The organism is Nocardiopsis valliformis DSM 45023 (assembly GCF_000340985.1).
GTDB lineage: Bacteria > Actinomycetota > Actinomycetes > Streptosporangiales > Streptosporangiaceae > Nocardiopsis > Nocardiopsis exhalans.
Window position 1 is genome coordinate 42,397 of sequence record NZ_ANAZ01000029.1, and the last position, 18,302, is coordinate 60,698.

18 protein-coding genes are annotated in these 18,302 nt (G+C 70.5%); 8 read left to right on the forward strand and 10 right to left on the reverse strand.

Going from position 1 to position 18,302, the window contains the following annotated elements; translation table 11 throughout:
* The first annotated feature begins 54 nt into the window (after window positions 1-54).
* A complete protein-coding gene (locus tag D457_RS35055) occupies window positions 55-231 on the forward strand; it encodes a Trm112 family protein (protein ID WP_014911237.1) in 177 nt (58 codons plus the stop codon).
* Between the two features lie 190 nt (window positions 232-421).
* Window positions 422-1,795: a protein kinase domain-containing protein gene (locus D457_RS0124055; protein WP_026116966.1), complete on the forward strand. Its 1,374-nt coding sequence runs from the start codon at window positions 422-424 to the stop codon at window positions 1,793-1,795.
* Between the two features lie 44 nt (window positions 1,796-1,839).
* On the opposite strand, the gene D457_RS0124060 is transcribed toward D457_RS0124055, so the two are convergent.
* The gene (locus tag D457_RS0124060; protein WP_017583236.1) at window positions 1,840-3,024 is read right to left on the reverse strand and encodes a hypothetical protein; all 1,185 of its coding nucleotides are present in this window, start codon (window positions 3,022-3,024) and stop codon (window positions 1,840-1,842) included.
* 83 nt (window positions 3,025-3,107) lie between these two features.
* Window positions 3,108-3,554 carry a MerR family transcriptional regulator gene (locus D457_RS0124065; RefSeq protein WP_017583237.1) on the reverse strand — a complete coding sequence of 149 codons (447 nt, stop codon included), beginning with the start codon at window positions 3,552-3,554 and terminating at the stop codon, window positions 3,108-3,110.
* Window positions 3,555-3,683: 129 nt separating this feature from the next.
* Here D457_RS0124065 and ahcY (D457_RS0124070) point away from each other — a divergent pair, with 129 nt between their 5' ends.
* Both ahcY (D457_RS0124070) and ahcY (D457_RS0124075) read left to right on the forward strand, forming a co-directional pair.
* Entirely contained in the window at window positions 3,684-5,120 is a 1,437-nt protein-coding gene (gene ahcY / locus D457_RS0124070) for an adenosylhomocysteinase (protein ID WP_017583238.1), read from the forward strand.
* Window positions 5,121-5,138: 18 nt separating this feature from the next.
* The gene (ahcY, locus tag D457_RS0124075) at window positions 5,139-6,401 is read left to right on the forward strand and encodes an adenosylhomocysteinase (protein ID WP_017583239.1); all 1,263 of its coding nucleotides are present in this window, start codon (window positions 5,139-5,141) and stop codon (window positions 6,399-6,401) included.
* Window positions 6,402-6,405: 4 nt separating this feature from the next.
* On the opposite strand, the gene D457_RS0124080 is transcribed toward ahcY (D457_RS0124075), so the two are convergent.
* A complete protein-coding gene (locus tag D457_RS0124080) occupies window positions 6,406-6,624 on the reverse strand; it encodes a type II toxin-antitoxin system HicB family antitoxin (protein ID WP_039831826.1) in 219 nt (72 codons plus the stop codon).
* Between the two features lie 60 nt (window positions 6,625-6,684).
* The gene (locus tag D457_RS33280; RefSeq protein ID WP_051073022.1) at window positions 6,685-7,584 is read right to left on the reverse strand and encodes an RDD family protein; all 900 of its coding nucleotides are present in this window, start codon (window positions 7,582-7,584) and stop codon (window positions 6,685-6,687) included.
* Window positions 7,585-7,700: 116 nt separating this feature from the next.
* On the opposite strand from D457_RS33280, the gene D457_RS0124090 reads away from it, so the two are divergent.
* From D457_RS0124090 to D457_RS0124105, 4 genes are all read left to right on the forward strand, one after another.
* Window positions 7,701-8,696, forward strand: coding sequence for a stage II sporulation protein M (locus D457_RS0124090; protein ID WP_026116967.1), 996 nt, complete (start codon window positions 7,701-7,703; stop codon window positions 8,694-8,696).
* Window positions 8,697-8,993: 297 nt separating this feature from the next.
* A complete protein-coding gene (locus D457_RS0124095; protein ID WP_026116968.1) occupies window positions 8,994-9,215 on the forward strand; it encodes a hypothetical protein in 222 nt (73 codons plus the stop codon).
* The gene (locus tag D457_RS0124100; RefSeq protein ID WP_239646202.1) at window positions 9,151-9,522 is read left to right on the forward strand and encodes a type II toxin-antitoxin system PemK/MazF family toxin; all 372 of its coding nucleotides are present in this window, start codon (window positions 9,151-9,153) and stop codon (window positions 9,520-9,522) included. The genes D457_RS0124095 and D457_RS0124100 overlap by 65 nt, the downstream gene beginning before the upstream one ends.
* 171 nt (window positions 9,523-9,693) lie before the next feature.
* A complete protein-coding gene (locus D457_RS0124105) occupies window positions 9,694-9,885 on the forward strand; it encodes a DUF397 domain-containing protein (protein WP_017583244.1) in 192 nt (63 codons plus the stop codon).
* 17 nt (window positions 9,886-9,902) lie between these two features.
* On the opposite strand, the gene D457_RS0124110 is transcribed toward D457_RS0124105, so the two are convergent.
* The 6 genes from D457_RS0124110 to D457_RS37590 all read right to left on the reverse strand — a co-directional run bounded on the left by D457_RS0124110 (window position 9,903) and on the right by D457_RS37590 (window position 17,917).
* A complete protein-coding gene (locus tag D457_RS0124110) occupies window positions 9,903-11,927 on the reverse strand; it encodes a tetratricopeptide repeat protein (RefSeq protein ID WP_017583245.1) in 2,025 nt (674 codons plus the stop codon).
* Between the two features lie 64 nt (window positions 11,928-11,991).
* Window positions 11,992-13,290, reverse strand: a complete 1,299-nt coding sequence (locus D457_RS0124115) for a DUF58 domain-containing protein (protein ID WP_017583246.1) — start codon at window positions 13,288-13,290, stop codon at window positions 11,992-11,994.
* Window positions 13,290-14,273, reverse strand: a complete 984-nt coding sequence (locus tag D457_RS0124120; protein ID WP_017583247.1) for an AAA family ATPase — start codon at window positions 14,271-14,273, stop codon at window positions 13,290-13,292. Before D457_RS0124120 ends, D457_RS0124115 begins: the two co-directional genes overlap by 1 nt.
* Window positions 14,274-14,382: 109 nt before the next feature.
* On the reverse strand, window positions 14,383-15,597 hold the full coding sequence (locus D457_RS0124125) for a DUF4350 domain-containing protein (protein ID WP_017583248.1): 1,215 nt from the start codon (window positions 15,595-15,597) through the stop codon (window positions 14,383-14,385).
* The gene (locus tag D457_RS0124130) at window positions 15,594-16,319 is read right to left on the reverse strand and encodes a DUF4129 domain-containing protein (protein WP_017583249.1); all 726 of its coding nucleotides are present in this window, start codon (window positions 16,317-16,319) and stop codon (window positions 15,594-15,596) included. The genes D457_RS0124125 and D457_RS0124130 overlap by 4 nt, the downstream gene beginning before the upstream one ends.
* Window positions 16,316-17,917 (reverse strand): glycerophosphoryl diester phosphodiesterase membrane domain-containing protein, encoded by a 1,602-nt coding sequence (locus D457_RS37590; protein ID WP_026116970.1) that lies wholly within the window; start codon window positions 17,915-17,917, stop codon window positions 16,316-16,318. The genes D457_RS0124130 and D457_RS37590 overlap by 4 nt, the downstream gene beginning before the upstream one ends.
* Window positions 17,918-18,302: the final 385 nt, after the last annotated feature.

The following is an 18,302-nucleotide window of genomic DNA, read 5'->3' on the forward strand; positions in this document are numbered from 1 at the left end:
GCTACCCGATACACGTGGCCGCCGCACGCGGTCATCACACGAGGAACGAGAACCATGAGCACGAAGATCGACGGCTGGCTGCTGGAGATCCTGGCCTGCCCGCAGAGCCAGGCGCCGCTGCGCCACGACCCGGAGACCGACGAACTGGTCTGTGACGAGAGCGGTCTGGCCTACCCGATCCGCGACGGCATCCCGGTCCTGCTGGTCGACGAGGCGCGCAAGATCTCCTGACCGCCGAAGGACGACCTGAAAAGGTTCGGCGGGGGACGGAACGTTCTCCCCGTTTCGGTAGTCATATCGGGTACGTCCGGGTAAGGGGCGCCCTCCGGGTGCCGGAGCCGCGCGCGGCCCTACCCGGCGTTTCTTACCCGTACCCTGATTTTGCGCTCCCCGCCCAAGACGACCTCCCTGGAGGACATCGATGCCCGGTCCCGAATCGCTACTGCCGAGCGACCCCTCCGCGTTCGGTGAATACAGCGTGACCGGACGACTGGGGAAGGGCGGCCAGGGCGTCGTCTACCTCGCTGAGGACCCCTCCGGCGATGAGTACGCGGTCAAGGTCCTCAACGACCAGTGGTCGGCCGACGCCGACCTGCGCAAGCGGTTCGAGAAAGAGGTCCGGGCTGCCCAGCGGGTCGCCTCCTTCTGCACCGCCGCGATCATCGACGCCCAGCTCGACAGCGACCCGCCCTACGTGGTCAGCGAGTTCGTACCGGGAAAGGATCTTCAGGAGACCGTCGCCAAGGGCAAGACCGTGCGCGGGGCCGCACTCCAGCGCCTGGCCGTCTCCACCGCCACGGCGCTGGTTGCCATCCACAAGGCGGGGATCGTCCACCGCGACTTCAAACCCGGCAACGTGCTGCTGGGCCCGGACGGACCGCGCGTGATCGACTTCGGTATCGCCCGGGTCGACGACGGCACCGCCACCATGACCAACTCGATCGTCGGCACGCCCTCCTACATGGCACCCGAGCAGATCGAGGGCCGCGGGATCACCGACAAGTGCGACATCTTCGCCTGGGGCTGCGTGATCGCGTTCTCCTCCACCGGGCGGGCGCCCTTCGGCTCCGACACCGTCCCGGCCGTGGTGCACCGTGTGATCAGCGCCCCGCCGGACCTGGACGGCATCGACGACGCGCTGCGGACGATCGTCGAGTCCTGCCTGGACAAGGACGCGAACCGGCGCCCCAACGCCCAGCAACTGCTCATGCGGCTGCTCGGCCACGACGGCCCGGACGAGGCCGCCCCCGCCAGCGCCGATGACGCGCTCAAACAGGGCGAGCAGGTCTCCAAGACCGGCATGTTCAACGGCCAGCAGCTGCCGCCTGTACAGCCTCAGGCACCGCAGTACCCGCCCACCGGCGCGCAGCCGGGCATGGGCTACCCGCCGGGTGTCTCGGACCCGCGCCTGGGCCAGAACCCCGGGGTCTCCAACCCCAACCCCTACGGGCCCGGGCCCGGCGTGTCCAACCCCCGCCCCGGCCAGATGGGGCACCCGATGAGCTCGAACCCGCAGCACGGCGGGTTCGGCGCGCACCCGGGCATGTCCAACCCGCGGCCGGGTCTGCCGGGCCACCCCCAGCAGCCGCAGCAGCCGCACGCCATGCCCCAGAACGCCAACCCGATGATGACCGGCGCGGTCAACCCCAACCAGACCTACAGCCCGCACGGGGCGCACCGGCCGCAGCCCGCCCAGCAGGACTCGATCCTCCAGCAGGGCTGGGTGATCCCGGCGGTGCTGATCACCATCATCATCCTGCTGCTGCTCCTGGTGATTCTGTTCCTCAGCGGCTGACCGGCCCCGGTGCCGAGTGCCGACCCGGGGTCACACCTGCCTCTTCAGACTCGGGTGAGCTCGTTCATGGAGCGGGAGACCGCCTCGTCCACGAGGTCCCGCACCTGCGGCCAGCGGTCGTCCACGCAGTCCGTGGGCATCACCGTGACACTGTCGCTCCTGGACATCTCCAGCGTCTGCCGTACCCCCTGCGGGGTGACCAGGCGCGCGTTGGCGGTCACCGCCAGCACACCGCAGGGCGGGCTGCCCACGTCCTGCACGATCACGTACAGGGCCAGGGAAACCTCACCCACCACCAGCTCCAGGCAGGTCCACCAGCGCGAGGAGCAGCCCTCCCCGGTGTCGGCCCCGTCCACCCCGTCGCCCGAGGTGACCGTGGCGCTCGCCCCGGGTGCCAGGGCACGCAGGATCAGCGCGACCGGTTCGCGCCGGGAGCGCACGTACTCCAGGACGCGGCGGCGCGTGACCGCGGTCAGCGGCGGGACCGGGGCCTGGGCCGGGGGGCCTTCCGTGCGGCTCCAACCGAGTTCTCCGCGCAGGGCCCCGGTGACCAGCCGCGCGAAGTGCGCGACCAAGATCGCCAGCCGCTCTCCGGGGTCCCGCTCGGTACACGGATCCGGCGGCGGAGCGCCCGGATCGAGCAGCAGTGGGGGGAAGTCGGCCCGTTGGAGGACCCGGGAGGCCAGCACCCACGGCAGCGCCACTGGTGGCCCGGGCGGCCTGGGCGATCCGTGCGCTCCTGACGACTCGGCCCCGGCCGACTCCTCTCCAGCGGCCTCGGCTAGGACCCGCACGCACTCGGCATAGGTGTGCGCGGCCCGTACCACGGGGTGCGCGGGGATCGTCGCGGCCCGGGCGAGATCGTCGGCGTGCGCGGAGGACAGGACGATCCTGAGCGGCCGCAGCGCCCGCGCCACGGAAACCCTTGCGGCGATCTCGCCCGCGGGCAGCTCGGCGACCCTTCCGGCCAGCGCGGCGATGTGCGGGGCGGTCATCGGCTCCCCGGACACCGCCGAACCGGTCAGCAGGAGATCGGTGAGCGCGGGATCGGCGCCCCACTCCCGGACGCGGTCCCGCGTCAGTTCCCGCCGCGCGGCTCCGCGCGCGTCCAGGGTCTGGTCCTGGCGCTGTCTGGCCCAGACCGCCCGCAGGCTGTCGACGTCCCTGAGGTCTACGCGCACGCGCTCGGGGAGTGTCTCCCAAGCGGTGTCGCCGAGTTGGCTCTCCACGGTGTCATCCGTAGCCCGTGGGCTCTTTGCCAAAACATGCCGAACGGTTGGTCTGGGTGTCCGGAGGCGGCCGTGGCCCTGAGTCAACCAGAGTGCCCGGTGCGCGTCCCGGTGCCGGAAGGGCCCGGGCGCCGGGAGTGCAGCAGGCGCATGGCCTTCTCCTTCTCGAAGTCCAGAGCCCTGGTGGGGGCGGCGGCCAGCCTGCCCAGGCGTTCACCGTGCGCGCGGACCCGGGCCAGCACGTCGGGTTCGGCGAGCACACGCAGCGCGAAGGCCAGCGCTGCCGGCGGGATGTCGAACTCGCGCTCCAGCTCCAGCCCGCCCTCGATGGTGCGCAGGTCCTCCTCGGTGAACCGGCGGTGCCGGTGACCGCGCCCGGTGGGCTGCTCCTGGGTGCGGGGGAGCAGGCCCAGGCCCTCGCGGTAGCGCAGCATGCGGGCGGTGCTGCCGACCCGCTCGGCGGCCGCGGAGATGGGGATCGGCGCGGGGTCGGATCCGGGCGCTGTGGGGTCGTCGTCGAGGGCGGCCATGGAGGCGACCCTAACCCACATCCGCCCCCACATCGCGCAAATCTGACATCTCGCTGTGAGCTTTGTGTCCGAGGCGCGTTCCCGGGCCTAGAATCGGGACGCAACCATGACTTGACGAGTGAGGAACGCATGGCTTTCGACTTCAAGGTCGCCGATCTCTCCCTGGCCGAGTTCGGCCGCGACGAGATCCGTCTCGCCGAGCACGAGATGCCCGGCCTCATGGCCACCCGCGCCGAGTTCGGTGACAGCAAGCCCCTCACGGGCGCCCGCATCATGGGTTCGCTGCACATGACCGTGCAGACCGCCGTCCTCATCGAGACCCTCGTCGCCCTGGGCGCCGAGGTCCGCTGGGTGAGCTGCAACATCTTCTCCACCCAGGACCACGCCGCGGCCGCCGTGGTGGTCGGCCCCGACGGCACCGTCGACGACCCCAAGGGCGTCCCCGTCTTCGCCTGGAAGGGCGAGACGCTGGAGGAGTACTGGTGGTGCACGGAGCAGGCCCTGACCTGGCCGGGCGCCGAGGGCCCCAACATGATCCTGGACGACGGCGGCGACGCCACCATGCTCGTCCACAAGGGCGCCGAGTACGAGAAGGCCGGTGCCGTCCCGGACCCCTCCACCGCTGACAGCGAGGAGTTCGAGGTCGTCCTCAAGCTCCTCCAGGAGAGCCTCAAGAAGGACTCCACCAAGTGGACCGAGATCGCCAAGCGCATCAAGGGCGTCACCGAGGAGACCACCACCGGTGTCCTGCGCCTGTACGAGATGCAGCGTGACGGCAGCCTGTCCTTCCCGGCGATCAACGTCAACGACTCGGTCACCAAGAGCAAGTTCGACAACAAGTACGGCATCCGCCACTCGCTGCCGGACGGCATCATGCGCGCCACCGACGTCCTCATCGGCGGCAAGGTCGCCGTGGTCTGCGGTTACGGCGACGTCGGCAAGGGCTCGGCCGAGGCGCTGCGCGGCCAGGGCGCCCGCGTCATCGTCACCGAGATCGACCCGATCAACGCCCTCCAGGCCGCCATGGACGGCTACCAGGTCGCCACCCTGGAGGACGTGCTGGAGACCGGTGACATCTTCATCACCACCACCGGCAACTTCAACGTGATCATGGCCGACCAGATCGTGCGCATGAAGCACCAGGCGATCGTCGGCAACGTCGGCCACTTCGACAACGAGATCGACATGGCCGGCCTGGCGAAAGTCCCCGGCATCAAGAAGAAGGAGATCAAGCCGCAGGTCCACGAGTGGACCCAGGAGAACGGCAAGTCCGTCCTGGTGCTCTCCGAGGGCCGTCTGCTGAACCTGGGCAACGCCACCGGGCACCCCAGCTTCGTGATGTCCAACAGCTTCACCAACCAGGTCATCGCGCAGATCGAGCTGTTCACCAAGCAGGACGAGTACCCGATCGGCGTCTACACCCTGCCGAAGATCCTCGACGAGAAGGTCGCCCGTCTGCACCTGGCCGCGCTCGGCGTCAAGCTGACCGAGCTCACCAAGGAGCAGGCCGCCTACATCGGCGTGGACGTGTCCGGGCCGTACAAGCCCGACCACTACCGCTACTAGGGGCGAGTCCTTCCACAGATGACACTCCCCTCACACGAGGTGGCGGACCTCGGCCTGTCCAGGGCCGGGGTCCGCCGTGTGGCATGGGCCGAACGCTCCATGCCCGTCCTGCGCAGCGTCCGCGCCCGCTTCGCCGAGGAACAGCCTTTGGCAGGTCTGCGGGTGGCCGCGTGCCTGCACGTGACCGCCGAGACCGCGAACCTGCTCCGCGTCCTTCGCGCGGGCGGCGCCCAGGTGTGGCTGGCCGCCTCCAATCCGCTGTCCACCCAGGACGACACCGCCGCCGCGCTGGTCAGCGAGTACGGGGTGGCCGTGCACGCCTGGGCCGGGATGGACACCGCCGCCTACGACCGCAACCTGGTCACGGTCCTGGAATCCCGACCGCACCTGCTGCTGGACGACGGCTGCGACCTGGTCAACACCGCCCATGTGGACCGCCCCGAACTGCTCGAAGGGGTCCTGGGCGGCTGTGAGCAGACCACCACCGGGGTCATCCGGCTGCGCAGGATGAGTGCCGAGGGCGAACTGCGGCTGCCGATGGTGGCGGTCAACGACACCCGCACCAAGCGGATGTTCGACAACCGCTACGGCACTGGGCAGTCGACCGTCGACGGCATCCTGCGCGCCACCAACACCCTCCTGGCCGGACGCACCGTGGTCGTGGCCGGGTTCGGCTACTGCGGCCGGGGCCTGGCCGAACGCTTCCGCGGCATGGGCTCGAACGTGGTCGTCACCGAGGTGGACCCGGTCAAGGCGCTGGACGCCGTGATGCAGGGGTACACGGTCGCCACCATGGAGACCGCCGCCCCGGTCGGGGACGTGTTCGTCACCGCCACCGGCAACCGCGACGTGATCCGCTGCGAACACCTGGCGGTGATGCGCGACGGCGCGATCCTGGCCAACTCCGGCCACTTCGACCTGGAGATCGACCTCAACGCCCTGGACGCGCTGTCCGTGGGGGTCGACCGCGGCGTACGCGAGCAGGCTGACGAGTACGTGTTCGCCGACGGCCGCAGGCTCTTGCTGCTGTCCGAGGGGCGCCTGGTCAACCTGGGCGCCGCCGAGGGCCACCCGGCCGCCGTCATGGACATGTCGTTCGCCGTGCAGGCCCTGACCACCGAGTGGCTGGCCAAGGAGCACACCACCCTGGAGCCGGGCGTGGTGGATGTCCCGGAGGAGATCGACAACGAGGTCGCCCGCCTGGAGCTGGCCGCCCTCGGGGTGGGCATAGACGCCCTTACCCCTGACCAGGAGGCCTACCTCAACTCCTGGCGCCCCTGACCCCTCACGCAGCGGTCAACGTCGTCGCCGCCACGGTGCTGGGCTCCGGGAGCGCTTCGCCTCGCTCCCGGAGCACTGTCAGGTGCCCCCGCACGGCCTCGTGCATCTCCCGGAGGGTTTCCTCCTCCGTGTCCCCGAGGGCCACGCAGCCGGGAAGGTCAGGGGACCAGACACCGAAACCACCGTCTTCGGCCCGCTCGATGATGACCGCGAACGTGCTCATCGCTACCTCCGACACGGCGTGCCCAGGCGGTCGCCGTGGACGCTTTTCGCTGATGGGGGGTCACCAACGGTGCTGCGGGTTCTGCCCCTGGCTCGGGAAGCTCTGTTGGGGCTGCCCCTGGGAGTAGTGCCCCTGGCTCTGGTAGCCCTGCGGGTCCTGGGCGCCCTGTGGTCCCTGGCCCATGGCCTCCAGGCTGCGGCGGCGGCGCTCGGCCAACACAGCGGCCAGGAAGAACGGCGGGGTGGTGCCGGGCGGCGGGGGCGGGCTGACCTGGGCGGCGACCGCGTCGGCCAGCTGGATGCCCATCTCGTGCCGGGTGTGCTCGGCGAGCTCGCTGTAACGCAGCACGTACTGGCGGGCGGAGTTCGCGGTCTCGGGGGAGAGACGGGACAGCTCGGTGCCCGCCGCCCAGGCTGCCAGGTGCGGTGGCATCGGGATGACCGTGTCGCGGCGCTTTCCGGTGCGCTCCTCCACCACCATGGTCCCGGCCACGAAGTCGCCGACCCGGCGGCCGTCCCGGTTGAGCATCGAGGTGACCAGGGCGATCACACCGAAGGTCATCCACAGCTCCACGAACCCCGAGAGCGCCCGGGCCAGCGCCTGGCGGAAGCGTTCGGGTGAGCCGTCGGTACCGACCACCCGCAGACCCAGGGCCATCTTGCCGAGGGAACGCCCGCGTGAGATGGACTCGAACGCGGTGGGATAGCCGACGATGATCAGGATCGTGGTGGCCAGGGAGATCGCGGCCGTCGCGGCGGGGTCGACGCTGAACGCGATCCAGGAGACGACCAGGCCCAGAGCGATCAGCGCGATGACCTGCACCAGGAAATCGATCGCGATGGCGGCCGCGCGTGTGGCGAACCCGGCCGGGCGCAGTTCGAGTACCACCGCGTCACCGGTGACCAGCGGCGTCGTGCCGTACGCGTTGTCACGGGACTCGCCGCCACCGGGATAGGACACCAGTACACGCTCCCTTACCGGGTGTCTGAAACCGTCTCCCAGAGACTACCCGTCCGTGCGGCGGTCCGTTCGCATCAGTCACGGCCGCGGGGCCCGGATCCAGTAGTGTCCCATACGTGGATATCGACGTGTTCGCCGCGGCGCACGCCCGGGAGTGGGACCGACTGGACGAACTGGTGCGCAGGCGCCGTTCGCTCACAGGTGAGGAGATCGACGAACTCGTCGAGCTCTACCAGAGGGTGTCCACCCACCTGTCGGTGGTGCGCTCCTCGGGTCAGGACCCGGAGCTGGCCGCCCGACTGTCCTCCCAGGTGGCCCGGGCCCGGTCGGCGGTCAGCGGTGCGCACTCCTCCTCGTGGACCGACGTCATCGGCTTCTTCACCCGGGTGTTCCCGGCGGTGCTGTACCGGCTGCGCTGGTGGTGGATCGGCGTCACCGCCGGAACCCTCGCGGTGGCCACGGTGACCGGGGTGTGGATCGCCACCAACCCCGACGTCCTGGCCGCCCTGGGTACCCCCGAGTCCATCGCGCGCTACGTCGAACACGACTTCGCCAACTACTACGTGGAGAACCCGGCGGGTTCCTTCGCGGCCCAGGTGTGGACCAACAATGCCTGGGTCGCGGCCCAGGCGATCATCTTCGGCGTGGCCTTCGGCCTGCCCACCCTGGGGGTGCTGTTCCTCAACGCTGTCAACATCGGCGCGGCCGGCGGCATGATGTTCGCGATGGGCCGCGGCGACGTCTTCTTCGCCCTGATCCTCCCGCACGGCCTCCTGGAGCTCACCGCCGTGTTCGTCGCGGGCGGCGTGGGCCTGAAACTCGGCTGGACCCTGATCGCCCCGGGCGAGCGGACCCGCCTGCGTGCCCTGGGCGAGGAGGCCCGTGCGGCCATCGCGGTGGCCCTGGGCCTGGTCGTGGTCCTGTTCGTCTCCGGCCTCATCGAGGGCCTGGTCACTGGCTGGGTCACCAACACCTGGATCGCGATCGGCATCGGCGTGGTCGCGGAGGTCCTGTTCCTCGTCTACGTGTTCACGGTAGGCAAGAAGGCCCACGAGGAGGGCGAGACCGGCGACATCAGGGACGCCCCGGCAGCGGTCCCGGTGGCGGGCTGACCGGAGGCGGTTCCCCGCCTTTCGAGGTTCGGCGCGGTCGATCCGCGCGCAGGCTGTCCCGCACCAGCCGGGTCTGCGGGTGGTCTTCGCCGTCCGAGAAGGGCAGTCTCCGTAGTGGCACGAGCTGCCCCTGTGCCCACATCCTCCAGGACCTCCGACCTGCGCAGCTACTCGATCGCCCACAGCGTGGAATCGCCGACGCGGTCGCTGGACAGTACGAACACCCCAGCCGGATCGCGTAACACAGAGTTAGCCCTTATCCCGTATGACAACTTGTCTTACGCTGAGGTCGTGGCGATGATCAGTTTCAGGCCAGATGAACAGACCGAGCGTGAGCTGCGAGAGCTCACCGAGGGGCGTGACCGTTCCACCGTGCTCAGGGAGATCATCCACGAGGCTTATGTCGAACGGCTTTACGCCCAGGCGCGGGAGGACGCTGAACGCCTCCGGCACGATGAGGCCGACAAGGCTGAGCGTGCTCGGATCGCAGAGGAAATGGGTGACGCGGGTGCGTGGTGATCTCTACCGGCTTCGCGCTGACCGGCGACTCCAGGGACATGCGCGGCGTGGACCAAGGTACTGCGTTGAACTGCAGGGGCCGTTCAACCTGTCGACTGTTGTCGTTGCCCCCACGTCGACGAGCTCGGGCCCGGCGATCTTCCGACCTGAGATCACATTGGCCGACGGCACCTCCACCTCGGTCTTGACCGACCAGATGCGTTCGGTTGACCGCGAGCTCAGGGGCGGGGAGTTCGCGGGGCGGCTTGACCCCAGTGAGTTGGACGAGGTCGACAAGGCGTGCCGCCTGGTACTGCGCTTGCTCTGAGCGGTTTGGGCGTGGCCATGACCCTTTGGCACTCGAAGAGAAGCCGGTGCTACCGCACCTCGGTCCTGTGGCTTCCAACGTTTTCAGCCGTCATGATCAAGCCGAGCTCGCCCGTATCGAGGAGGAGATGGGGGAGGCGGATGGGTGGTCTCCTGTGGCAGGATCGGCGCCATGAGCGATGACACCCCCCGCTGGTTCAAGAGCAGTCACAGCAGCATGGAGAGCGCCTGCGTCGAGGTGGCCTTCGCACCGGCCGTCCCGGTGCTGGTCCGGGACACACAGAATCCCGAGAGCGCCGTGTTGGGTGTCGGAACACGGGAGTGGTCGGCGCTGGTGACCTTGATCGCTGACCGGTCGGGCTGACGGGAAGGGCGGGATGATCAGCCTTCGGAAAGGGCTTGTCTGACCTTCTCCAGCCACTCCCGAGCCTGCTCCGTACGGGGGTTGTCCTTACCCAGGATCTCCTCCCGGAGTTCCACGACCTCACGGAACGCCGCGGCCGCGACCGTGTGGTCCCCCCTGGCGAACGCGACCCTGGCGAGGTTGTAGTCGGCCTCGACCGTAACGGGGTGGTTCCGTCCCAGGGCGCGGATCCGCTCCTGCCGGACCTTGCGGAATCCTTCCTCGGCGGCGTCGTGGTCGCCCTTGTGCATACGCAGGAAGGAGAGGTTCTCCAGCGTGTACAGCGCGATCCGATCATCCTGCAGGGAGAGCTCTTCGTACGTTTGCCAGAGGGCCCGGAAGTCCTCCTCGGCGGAGTCCAGGTCACCGCGGAGTGCGACCATCAGGGCGACCTGTTGGCGGCTGCTCAGTGTCTCCGGGTGCAGAGGGCCCAGCACGGACTCGCGTTTGCCGACCACCGCGCGGTAGATCTCCTCGGCCTCGTCGATCCTGTCGAGGGCCCGCAGTGCGTCAGCCAGCGCGTGCTGAGCCCGGAGGGTTTCGGGGTGCGTGTCACCCAGGTCGGAGCTGCTTTGGGAGACGACGCTCCGGAGACCCTGCTCCGCCTCTTCCCGGTGGCCGAGTTGTGACACGGCCCGGTGAAACAGCATCTTCGCCCGAATCGGGGCCGGGTGCGCTGGGCCGTGCAGGCGCGACAGCACAGTGTGCAGGGCCGAGTGAGCACCCATTTCCAGAGCGAGGTCGTGGTCGGCGCGCCACTCCAGCAGGCGCTGTGCCGTTTCCAGTTGGGAGAGGGACTCAAGCCCCAGGTTCGCGCGGATGGTCTCGGATACCAGCGGGTGCAGGCGCAGGGAGGTCTCGCCCGAACGCTGGCCGACGGTGACCAGCCCGTGGACGACGAGTGCGTTGATCGCCCGGACGAGCCCTACCTCGTCGAGGTCGGCCAAGGTCCCGTCCGCCAGTTCGGACAGCGGAAGTCTGCGCAGGGGAACGGCGGCGGCGTTGGCACCCAGGACGGACAGGACCTTGAGGAGGGGAGCCGACAGTGGTTCCTTCGCGGCCACGAGGCGAAGGGACAGGTCCCAGACACCGGAGAGCTGTCGACGCTCGTCGCTGTCCGTATCGGTCACGGGTGCGGCGAGCTGATCCAGCTCGGAGATGTCGCCGTCGACCCGCTCCAACAGGGAGTTCGCGTCGGGGAACAGGATCCCGTGGGTGGCGAGGATGCGACCGGCCAGGGACAGCGCCAGTGGTACCCCGCCGAGGCGTTCGGCTAGCCCGGTGCCTCCGGGGAGTTCGCTCAGTCCGGCGTGGTCGGCCAGGGCCGCGACGGCTTCCCCGCCTTCCAGAACCCCGACCCGGTGCACGTCGGCGGGCGCCCACAGCGCGGGATCGTCGACACGGCTGGTGACCAGCACGAACCCGCCCGGGCTCGACCTCATCCAGCCGCGCTGTTCCCCGGGACGGTTCTCCGGATCCAGCAGCTCAGGCTGGTCGGCGTTGTCGATCACCAGCAGCCAGGGGCGGGGCGCGGCGTCCAGGTGGCGCCAGACCCAGCGGGCGGCCGACCTCGGAGCGGCCCCGAACCGCTCGGCCTCCTGGCGGGAGCCGCCCAGTTCGACCGCGACCTCCAGCATGCTCGGCAGGATCGCGTCCGGTCGGACCCAGAACACCGTCCACCCCGCTGACCGGGCGTGTTCGGCCAGGGCGGCCGCCACGGTCGTCTTCCCGAAGCCGCCGGGGCCGGTGAGCACGTGCGGGACCGGTGCGCCGCGTTCCATGGCCCCGCGAAGCGTCCTCAGCAGCTCCTCGCGGCCGCGTACGGGCGTCGCGGGGCGAGGCGGGTCCAAGGACACGTCCGCGACCGGTGGGGGCGCCTGGGCGGCGTTCACGGTGACGCCGCCGTGGATGTCCCGGACCTGGAGCAGCTGCCCGTAGACGGCGCCCTGGACGTCGTTCGCGTTGCGGTTGTGGGCTTCGGGGGGTGAGGCCATGACCCCCATAGTGCACGAAGGAGGCGCCCTCCCGCCGGGGGAGAGCGCCTCCACAACGTCTTCCTGCGACTTCCTACAGCCGCCCCTGGGCCTTCAGGTTGATGTAGGCGTCGGCCAGCGCCGGGGCGATGTGCTCCGGGTCCGCGTCCACGACCTCGGCGCCCATCCTGCGCAGCTCGGCGCTGATCCGGTGGCGTTCGCTGAGGGTGCGCTCGGCGGAGGCCGCCCGGTACAGGGCCCCGGCGCTGCCCCGTTCCGCCGCCATCTCCTCGACCTGCGGGTCCTGGATCCCCGCCACCATCAGCAGGTGGTGGGAGGACAGCAGCGGCAGCCTCGGCAGCAGCCCCTCCTCCAGGGAGGTGGCGTTGAGGTCGGTCAGCAGTACCACCAGCTTGCGGGCCCGGCCCTGGGTCAGCACGGCGCTGACCAGGCCCGCCGGGTCCGACTCCACCAGTTCTGCCTCCAGCGGGGCCATGGCCTCCACCACCCGGTTGACCTGGCTGCCCTTGCCCGAGGCCTTCACCTGGGCGCGCACCGCGCGGTCGTAGGCCATGAAGTCCACCCGGTCGCCGGCCTTGCCCGCCAGCGCGGTCAGCAGCAGCGCGGCGTCCATGGCGTGGTCCAGCCTCGGGGTGTCGCCCACCCTTCCGGCCGAGGTGCGGCCGGTGTCCAGCACAATGAGGATGCGCCGGTCCCGTTCGGGCCGCCAGGTGCGGACGACCACGCCGTCGTTGCGGGCGGTCGCCCGCCAGTCGATGGAGCGCACGTCGTCGCCGGGCACGTAGTCGCGCAGCGAGTCGAACTCACTGCCCTGCCCGCGCACCATCGTGGTGTGCTGCCCCTCCAGCTCGCGCAGTCGGGACAGCTTGCCCGGCAGGTGTCTGCGGCTGTGGAACGGAGGCAGGACCCGTACGGTCCAGGGGGCCTGGAGCGTGCGCTGTCGGCCGGCCAGCCCGAGCGGGCCGATGCTGCGCACCGTCACCCCGGCGGAGCGGGCGTCACCGCGGCGCGTGGGAGTGAGCGCGGTCCGCACACGACGGCGCTCCCCGGCGCCCACCAGCAGCGGCTGGACCTTGGGGGAGGAGTGCGAGCTCGGTGGCCAGGCGTCGCGGACCGAACCGCGCAGCCGCCGCTTTGTCGGGTTGGAGACGGTCACGAACACCTCGGCGGTCTCACCCAGGCGCAGTGAGGTGTCACCCTCCCGGGTCAGGCGCAGCTTCCGCGGGCCGGTCGCCAACAGCACGTCCAACACGACCAGAACCAGCACCAGGCTCACGGCAAGGTAAGTGACGGTCCCGCTGATATCGCCGGAGATCGCCACTGCTCCCGTCGCGAGGAGCGCCAGCAGTGCGGCCCGGCCGGTGACCACCATCAGCGCGGCACCGGGACGGAGGCGAGCACACCGTCCAGGATCCCGTCGGTGGTGGCGCCCTCCAGCTCGGCTTCCGGGCGCAGCCCGATCCGGTGCCGCAGGGTGCCCTTGGCCAGGGCCTTGACGTCGTCGGGGGTCACGTAGTCGCGGCCGGACAGCCACGCCCACGCCCGGCTGGTGCGCAGCAGCGCGGTCGCGCCCCGGGGGGAGGCGCCCAGCTGGAGGGAGGCGGAGAACCGGGTGGCCCGGCACAGGTCCACGATGTAGCCCAGCACCTCTGGGGCGATCCGTACCTGAGCCACCGCATTGCGGGCGGCGTGCAGCTCGGCGGCCCCGGCCACCGCCCGCACCCCGGCGGCGGTCAGGTCGCTCGGGTCGAAACCGGCGGCGTGTCGGCCGAGCATATCGATCTCGGCGTTGCGCTCGGGCAGCGGGACGGTCACCTTCAGCAGGAACCGGTCCAGCTGAGCCTCGGGCAGCGGGTAGGTGCCCTCGTACTCGACCGGGTTCTGGGTGGCCGCGACCATGAACGGGTCTGGCAGCGCCATCGGGCGCCCCTCCACGGTGACCTGCCGCTCCTCCATGGCCTCCAGCAGCGAGGCCTGCGTCTTGGGCGGGGTCCGGTTGATCTCGTCGGCCAGCAGCAGGTTGGTGAAGACCGGCCCCTGCATGAACTCGAACTTCGCCGTGTGCTGGTCGTAGACGAGCGAACCCGTCACGTCACCCGGCATCAGGTCCGGGGTGAACTGCACCCGCTTGTGGTCCAGTGACAGGGCCTGGGAGACCGTGCGTACGAGCAGCGTCTTGGCGACACCCGGCACACCCTCCAGCAGTACGTGGCCGCGGCACAGCAGTGCCACGACCAGGCCGGTCACCGTCTCGTCCTGGCCCACGACCGCCTTGGCCACCTCGCGGCGCAGGGCGGTCAGCGCCGCCCGGGCCTCGTCGGCGGAGGGCAGTGCCTCGGGTGTGAAGGCGCTCACGTGCCGTCTACCTCTCTCGATACGTCAGTGACCCCATGGGTCTGTTCAGGTCTGTGCGACTCACGGCTGTGCGGCGCGAAGCTGTGCGTCGGGCGACGGCGGCGGGGAATCACCGCAGCCTCCCGGCGAGCTGGTCGATCTCCTCGGCGAGCCGCAGCATCGCGTCGTCGTTCGCCGCGTACGGGTCCGGCTGGGCCGGGTACAGGAGCGGCCACAGGGTCTGCGGGTCGTCCCCGCTGCGGGCCGCCACAGCGGCCACGACCGCCTCCGGTCCGGCATCTCGGCGCAGGCCCAGCTTGGGCAGCGAACGCTCCAGGAAGCCCTCGCGCAGTGCTGAGACCGCACGGTCGCGCGCCTGGCGGGACCGGTAGAGCCCTGCCCGGCCCTCGGTGGTCTCCGCGGCCCGCACGATCACGGGCAGGGATTCCGGTACGAGCGCGCCCATCCGCCGCCCGCGCCAGAGGGCGAACAGCAGCAGGGTGAGCGCCAGCGGAACCAGGGACCAGCGCAATCCGGACGGGACGAGCTCCCACAGGGTGGCGCTGCCGACCTCCTCGGGCGGGTCCGGTCGCAGCCAGACCACGTCCTCGGCGGCGAGCAGGTTCAGCATCAGCGAGGCGTTGCCCGCCGAGTCCAGGTCCCGGTTGGTCAGTGGGGCACCGGTACCCAGCAGCGTCGTGGTGGTGCCGTCCGGCGCGGCCACCTGGAGCAGGGCGGAACCGCCGTCGGCCGGGTAGCAGCCCAGGGCCTCGGTCCCGGGTTCGGCCGAGTACAGCTCGCCGACCACCCCGGCGTCACCGGCGGCGGACGCGGCAGGCAGCTCGCAGTCGGAGCCGGGTTCGAGGGTGCGCCCCTCGTGGACCCGACCGATGACGTCGGTCCCGGGCGCGAAGGTGTTCAGGGAGCGTAGGGAGGGCTGCACCAGCACGGTGTCGGCCTCCAGCTCGGCCAGGGCGTCCAGCTCCTCGGGGAGCAGCCGGTGGTCGAGGAAGAGCACCAGCACGGTGTCGTCCCCCGCCCGCTCCACGGCCCGTGCCGCCGCCTCGGAGCTGCGGGTGACGGTGACGTTCGCGTCCTCCTCGAGCAGCCGCACCAGCGCGCGCGAACCGTTGGGGTCGGGGTTTCCGGGCTCCAGGTAGCCGGAGGGGAACGGCTCCCGGCCCAGCGAGACCAGGACCGCCACAACGACCAGCAGGGTGAACGCGGCCAGCGGCAGCCGACCGGCCCGCCACAGGCGTCCGGCGGCGGAGCCACCGGGGCCGGTTCTCCGGGCAGGGCCGGTCGGCGCCTGGGACCGCGGCTCGGGCGGCGCGGTGGTCGTCATCGTCGCCCTTCGTCGTACGGCTGGTTGTTGGTGGGGGCCGGGCCGCTGTGATGGCTCGGCGGTTCGGCGGAGCCGGTCGGAGCGCCCCCGGCGAGCACCGGTTCGCTGAGGACCGGGCGGGCCGTGCTCAGCCGTCCGTCCAGCTCACGCATGAACCGGGCGGTGTCGGCGGTCGCGGCGCGGTCGCCGTAGGCCACGTCGTTGAAGATCCGGGCGCCCTCGTGCAGGCCCTCGGCCTCGCCGGGCAGTGTCCGGGCGGCCTCGGCCGCGAGCTCGGTGGCGGTCCGCCCGGCCTTGGGGGAGATGATCACCCGGTCCTCCAGGTCCACGCTGATCGCGCGCAGCCGCTCGGTCACCGCCGAGGCGAAGTCACCGGCGGCCTCGGCGCGTTCGGAGAGTGCGCGATGGTCGGCGGCGGTGCGGACCTCGCCCTCGTGCAGCGGTGCTTCGACTCGGCGGTTCCGGGAGGGGCGCAGGTAGAAGATCATGGCGACGACCAGCACCAGGACCACCAGAAGCACGCCGGCCAGGAGCCAGCCGCCGGGGACGACCCCCTCGCCCGCCCGGCTCAGCCAGTCCAGGAACTCGCCGAGCCACATGAGGAGGCGGTCCAGCAGAGAGGGCTCGTTCTGCCCGTAGACCGGGTCGGACAGCTCCTCGATCGCACGGCGGCGGCCCTCCTCCCGGGTTACCTCCAGGGGAGCGGCCTGGAGGGGCCTCACGTGCGGTACCTCGGCAGGAAGATCTCCGAGCCGACAGCCTGACCCTGCTGCGCGGCCTGCTGCAGGTGCAGGTCCAGGCCCTCACGGCGCATTCGCAGGTCCAGGTAGAGCAGGGTGTTCACCCCGGCCAGGAAGGGCTGGGTGAGGGCGTAGACCAGCACGGTGACCACGTAGGAGATCGCCGCGGTGACAACCACCCCGTAGTTCCCGTACGGGAGGATGTCGAAGCCGAGGACGACCCCGAACGGCAGACCCAGGATCAGGTTCACCACGAACACGATGACCAGGGCCAGCAGCCAGTAGCCGAACGTGCGCCACCAGGCGCCCTGGGACAGGCGCCAGGAACGGGCGATGGCCTGGAAGGGGCCGAGCCGCTCCAGCACGACCAGTGGCATGGCGTAGTAGAGCCTGACCCAGATCCACAGGGCAGGGGCGGCGACGGCGGCGATGCCCAGAAGGACGACCAGCAGGCCCATGGCGACGGCCGCCCCGAAGCTCTGGAACGCGAGGCTGAGCAGCACGGCGACGAAGACCACGATCATCATGGCGATGAAGAAGACGATGGCCATGATGACCTGCATGCCGAGCTTGATGAAGGCCAGGCCGATGATCGAGCCGACCTGGCCGCGCACGGCCTCCCACGCCTCGGCCACGGTGAGCCGTCGGCCGAGTACCGCCATGCCCACGACCGCGGCGAGCAGGCCGAGCAGGACGGCCCCGCCGACCAGGGTGATCAGGCTGCCGATCAGGCTCAGCAGACTGACCAACGGAGAGGTCTGGAACATCGGGTCTTCGGGGTCGAAGGCGGCGGGGTCCGCCATGATCTCGTCGAACGAGGTGAGGATGTCCGCGGGGAGGAGGGCCGAGGCGATCGCGCTGACACTGCTCGCGATCGCCATGACCACCAGGGCCAGCACGAAAGTGGTCCGCGGGTTGTCGCGGATGTAGCTGAACGCGCCGTTGAAGATGTCGCCGAGCGTCATCGGCCGGAGCGCGACCACTCCGGTCTTGATGGGCTGCGGACTCGGCCCCTGAGCGACCTGCCACTGGGGGCCGTAGCCGGAGGGGCCGCCCTGGCCTGGGGGACCGTAACCCGGGGGCGGTCCGCCCTGAGCGGGAGGTCCGTAGCCGGGAGTGCCGTAACCGGGGGCGCCATAGCCCGGTGCGCTGTAACCGGGAGCGCCGTATCCCTGCTCGCCGTAGCCGGAGGGAACGCCCTGACCGGGAGGCGGCCCGTAACCGGGGGCGCCGTAACCGGGGGCGCCGTAGCCGGGGGCGCTGACCTGCTCATGGGGTCCGTAGCCGGGAGCGCCATAGCCCGGGGGAGTGCCCTGGCCCTGGGATCCGTAGGCCTGCCCGCCATACCCCTGCCCGCCGTAACCCTGGGGCGGTGCGTACCCCGGCGGGGGTTCGGGCGGTCCGTAGCCGGGTTGGCCGGAGCTCGGGGGAGTGCTCCGGCTCCCCTCGGGAGAGGAAGGGGCGGAGCCCTGACCGGGGGCGGCCCATCCGCTCGACCCGGCGGGGTCCGCGGACTCGGGTGGCCCCTGACCCTCGGGGTCGTCTCCCGACCCATCCCGGTGGCCGTCCTCCTGGCTCATCTGCCCCGCCCTCCATGAGGTTCGGTTACTGTGCGCAAGCGTTTTCGCGCCAATTCTGACCTGTCGGAAACCAACCTACCGGCCGGTTCCACCGCTTCTCAGTGGTGTTCGAGTGTGTCCCAGGACAACCGACGCACTTCATTCCTTTTGTATGCTTTCTGTTACCAACCGGCCAAGTCACGAAGCTTTCCGGGCCTTCTTAGCCAGGGACGACGCCGCCGGTGACCGAAATCGGTCCATAAGGGCCCAACACCGCTGACCGCTCTTCCAACACTGTCCGAAGCTGGCAAGGTTGGGGGAGACGAAACGCAGTTCCCCGCGGTAGGGGAGCGTTCCCCGGGAGTCGGGGAACACGGGCACCGACCACTGACGCCGCTTGAGTGTT

What these genes read in the sequence shown, in the direction of transcription:
- D457_RS35055 (WP_014911237.1), top strand. Translation starts at nt 55, where the DNA reads ATGAGCACGAAGATCGACGGCTGGCTGCTGGAGATCCTGGCCTGCCCG.
- D457_RS0124055 (WP_026116966.1), top strand. Translation starts at nt 422, where the DNA reads ATGCCCGGTCCCGAATCGCTACTGCCGAGCGACCCCTCCGCGTTCGGT.
- D457_RS0124065 (WP_017583237.1), bottom strand. Translation starts at nt 3,554, where the DNA reads ATGGCCGCCCTCGACGACGACCCCACAGCGCCCGGATCCGACCCCGCG.
- ahcY (WP_017583238.1), top strand. Translation starts at nt 3,684, where the DNA reads ATGGCTTTCGACTTCAAGGTCGCCGATCTCTCCCTGGCCGAGTTCGGC.
- ahcY (WP_017583239.1), top strand. Translation starts at nt 5,139, where the DNA reads ATGACACTCCCCTCACACGAGGTGGCGGACCTCGGCCTGTCCAGGGCC.
- D457_RS0124080 (WP_039831826.1), bottom strand. Translation starts at nt 6,624, where the DNA reads ATGAGCACGTTCGCGGTCATCATCGAGCGGGCCGAAGACGGTGGTTTC.
- D457_RS0124095 (WP_026116968.1), top strand. Translation starts at nt 8,994, where the DNA reads ATGATCAGTTTCAGGCCAGATGAACAGACCGAGCGTGAGCTGCGAGAG.
- D457_RS0124100 (WP_239646202.1), top strand. Translation starts at nt 9,151, where the DNA reads ATGAGGCCGACAAGGCTGAGCGTGCTCGGATCGCAGAGGAAATGGGTG.
- D457_RS0124105 (WP_017583244.1), top strand. Translation starts at nt 9,694, where the DNA reads ATGAGCGATGACACCCCCCGCTGGTTCAAGAGCAGTCACAGCAGCATG.
- D457_RS0124110 (WP_017583245.1), bottom strand. Translation starts at nt 11,927, where the DNA reads ATGGGGGTCATGGCCTCACCCCCCGAAGCCCACAACCGCAACGCGAAC.
- D457_RS0124115 (WP_017583246.1), bottom strand. Translation starts at nt 13,290, where the DNA reads ATGGTGGTCACCGGCCGGGCCGCACTGCTGGCGCTCCTCGCGACGGGA.
- D457_RS0124125 (WP_017583248.1), bottom strand. Translation starts at nt 15,597, where the DNA reads ATGACGACCACCGCGCCGCCCGAGCCGCGGTCCCAGGCGCCGACCGGC.
- D457_RS37590 (WP_026116970.1), bottom strand. Translation starts at nt 17,917, where the DNA reads ATGAGCCAGGAGGACGGCCACCGGGATGGGTCGGGAGACGACCCCGAG.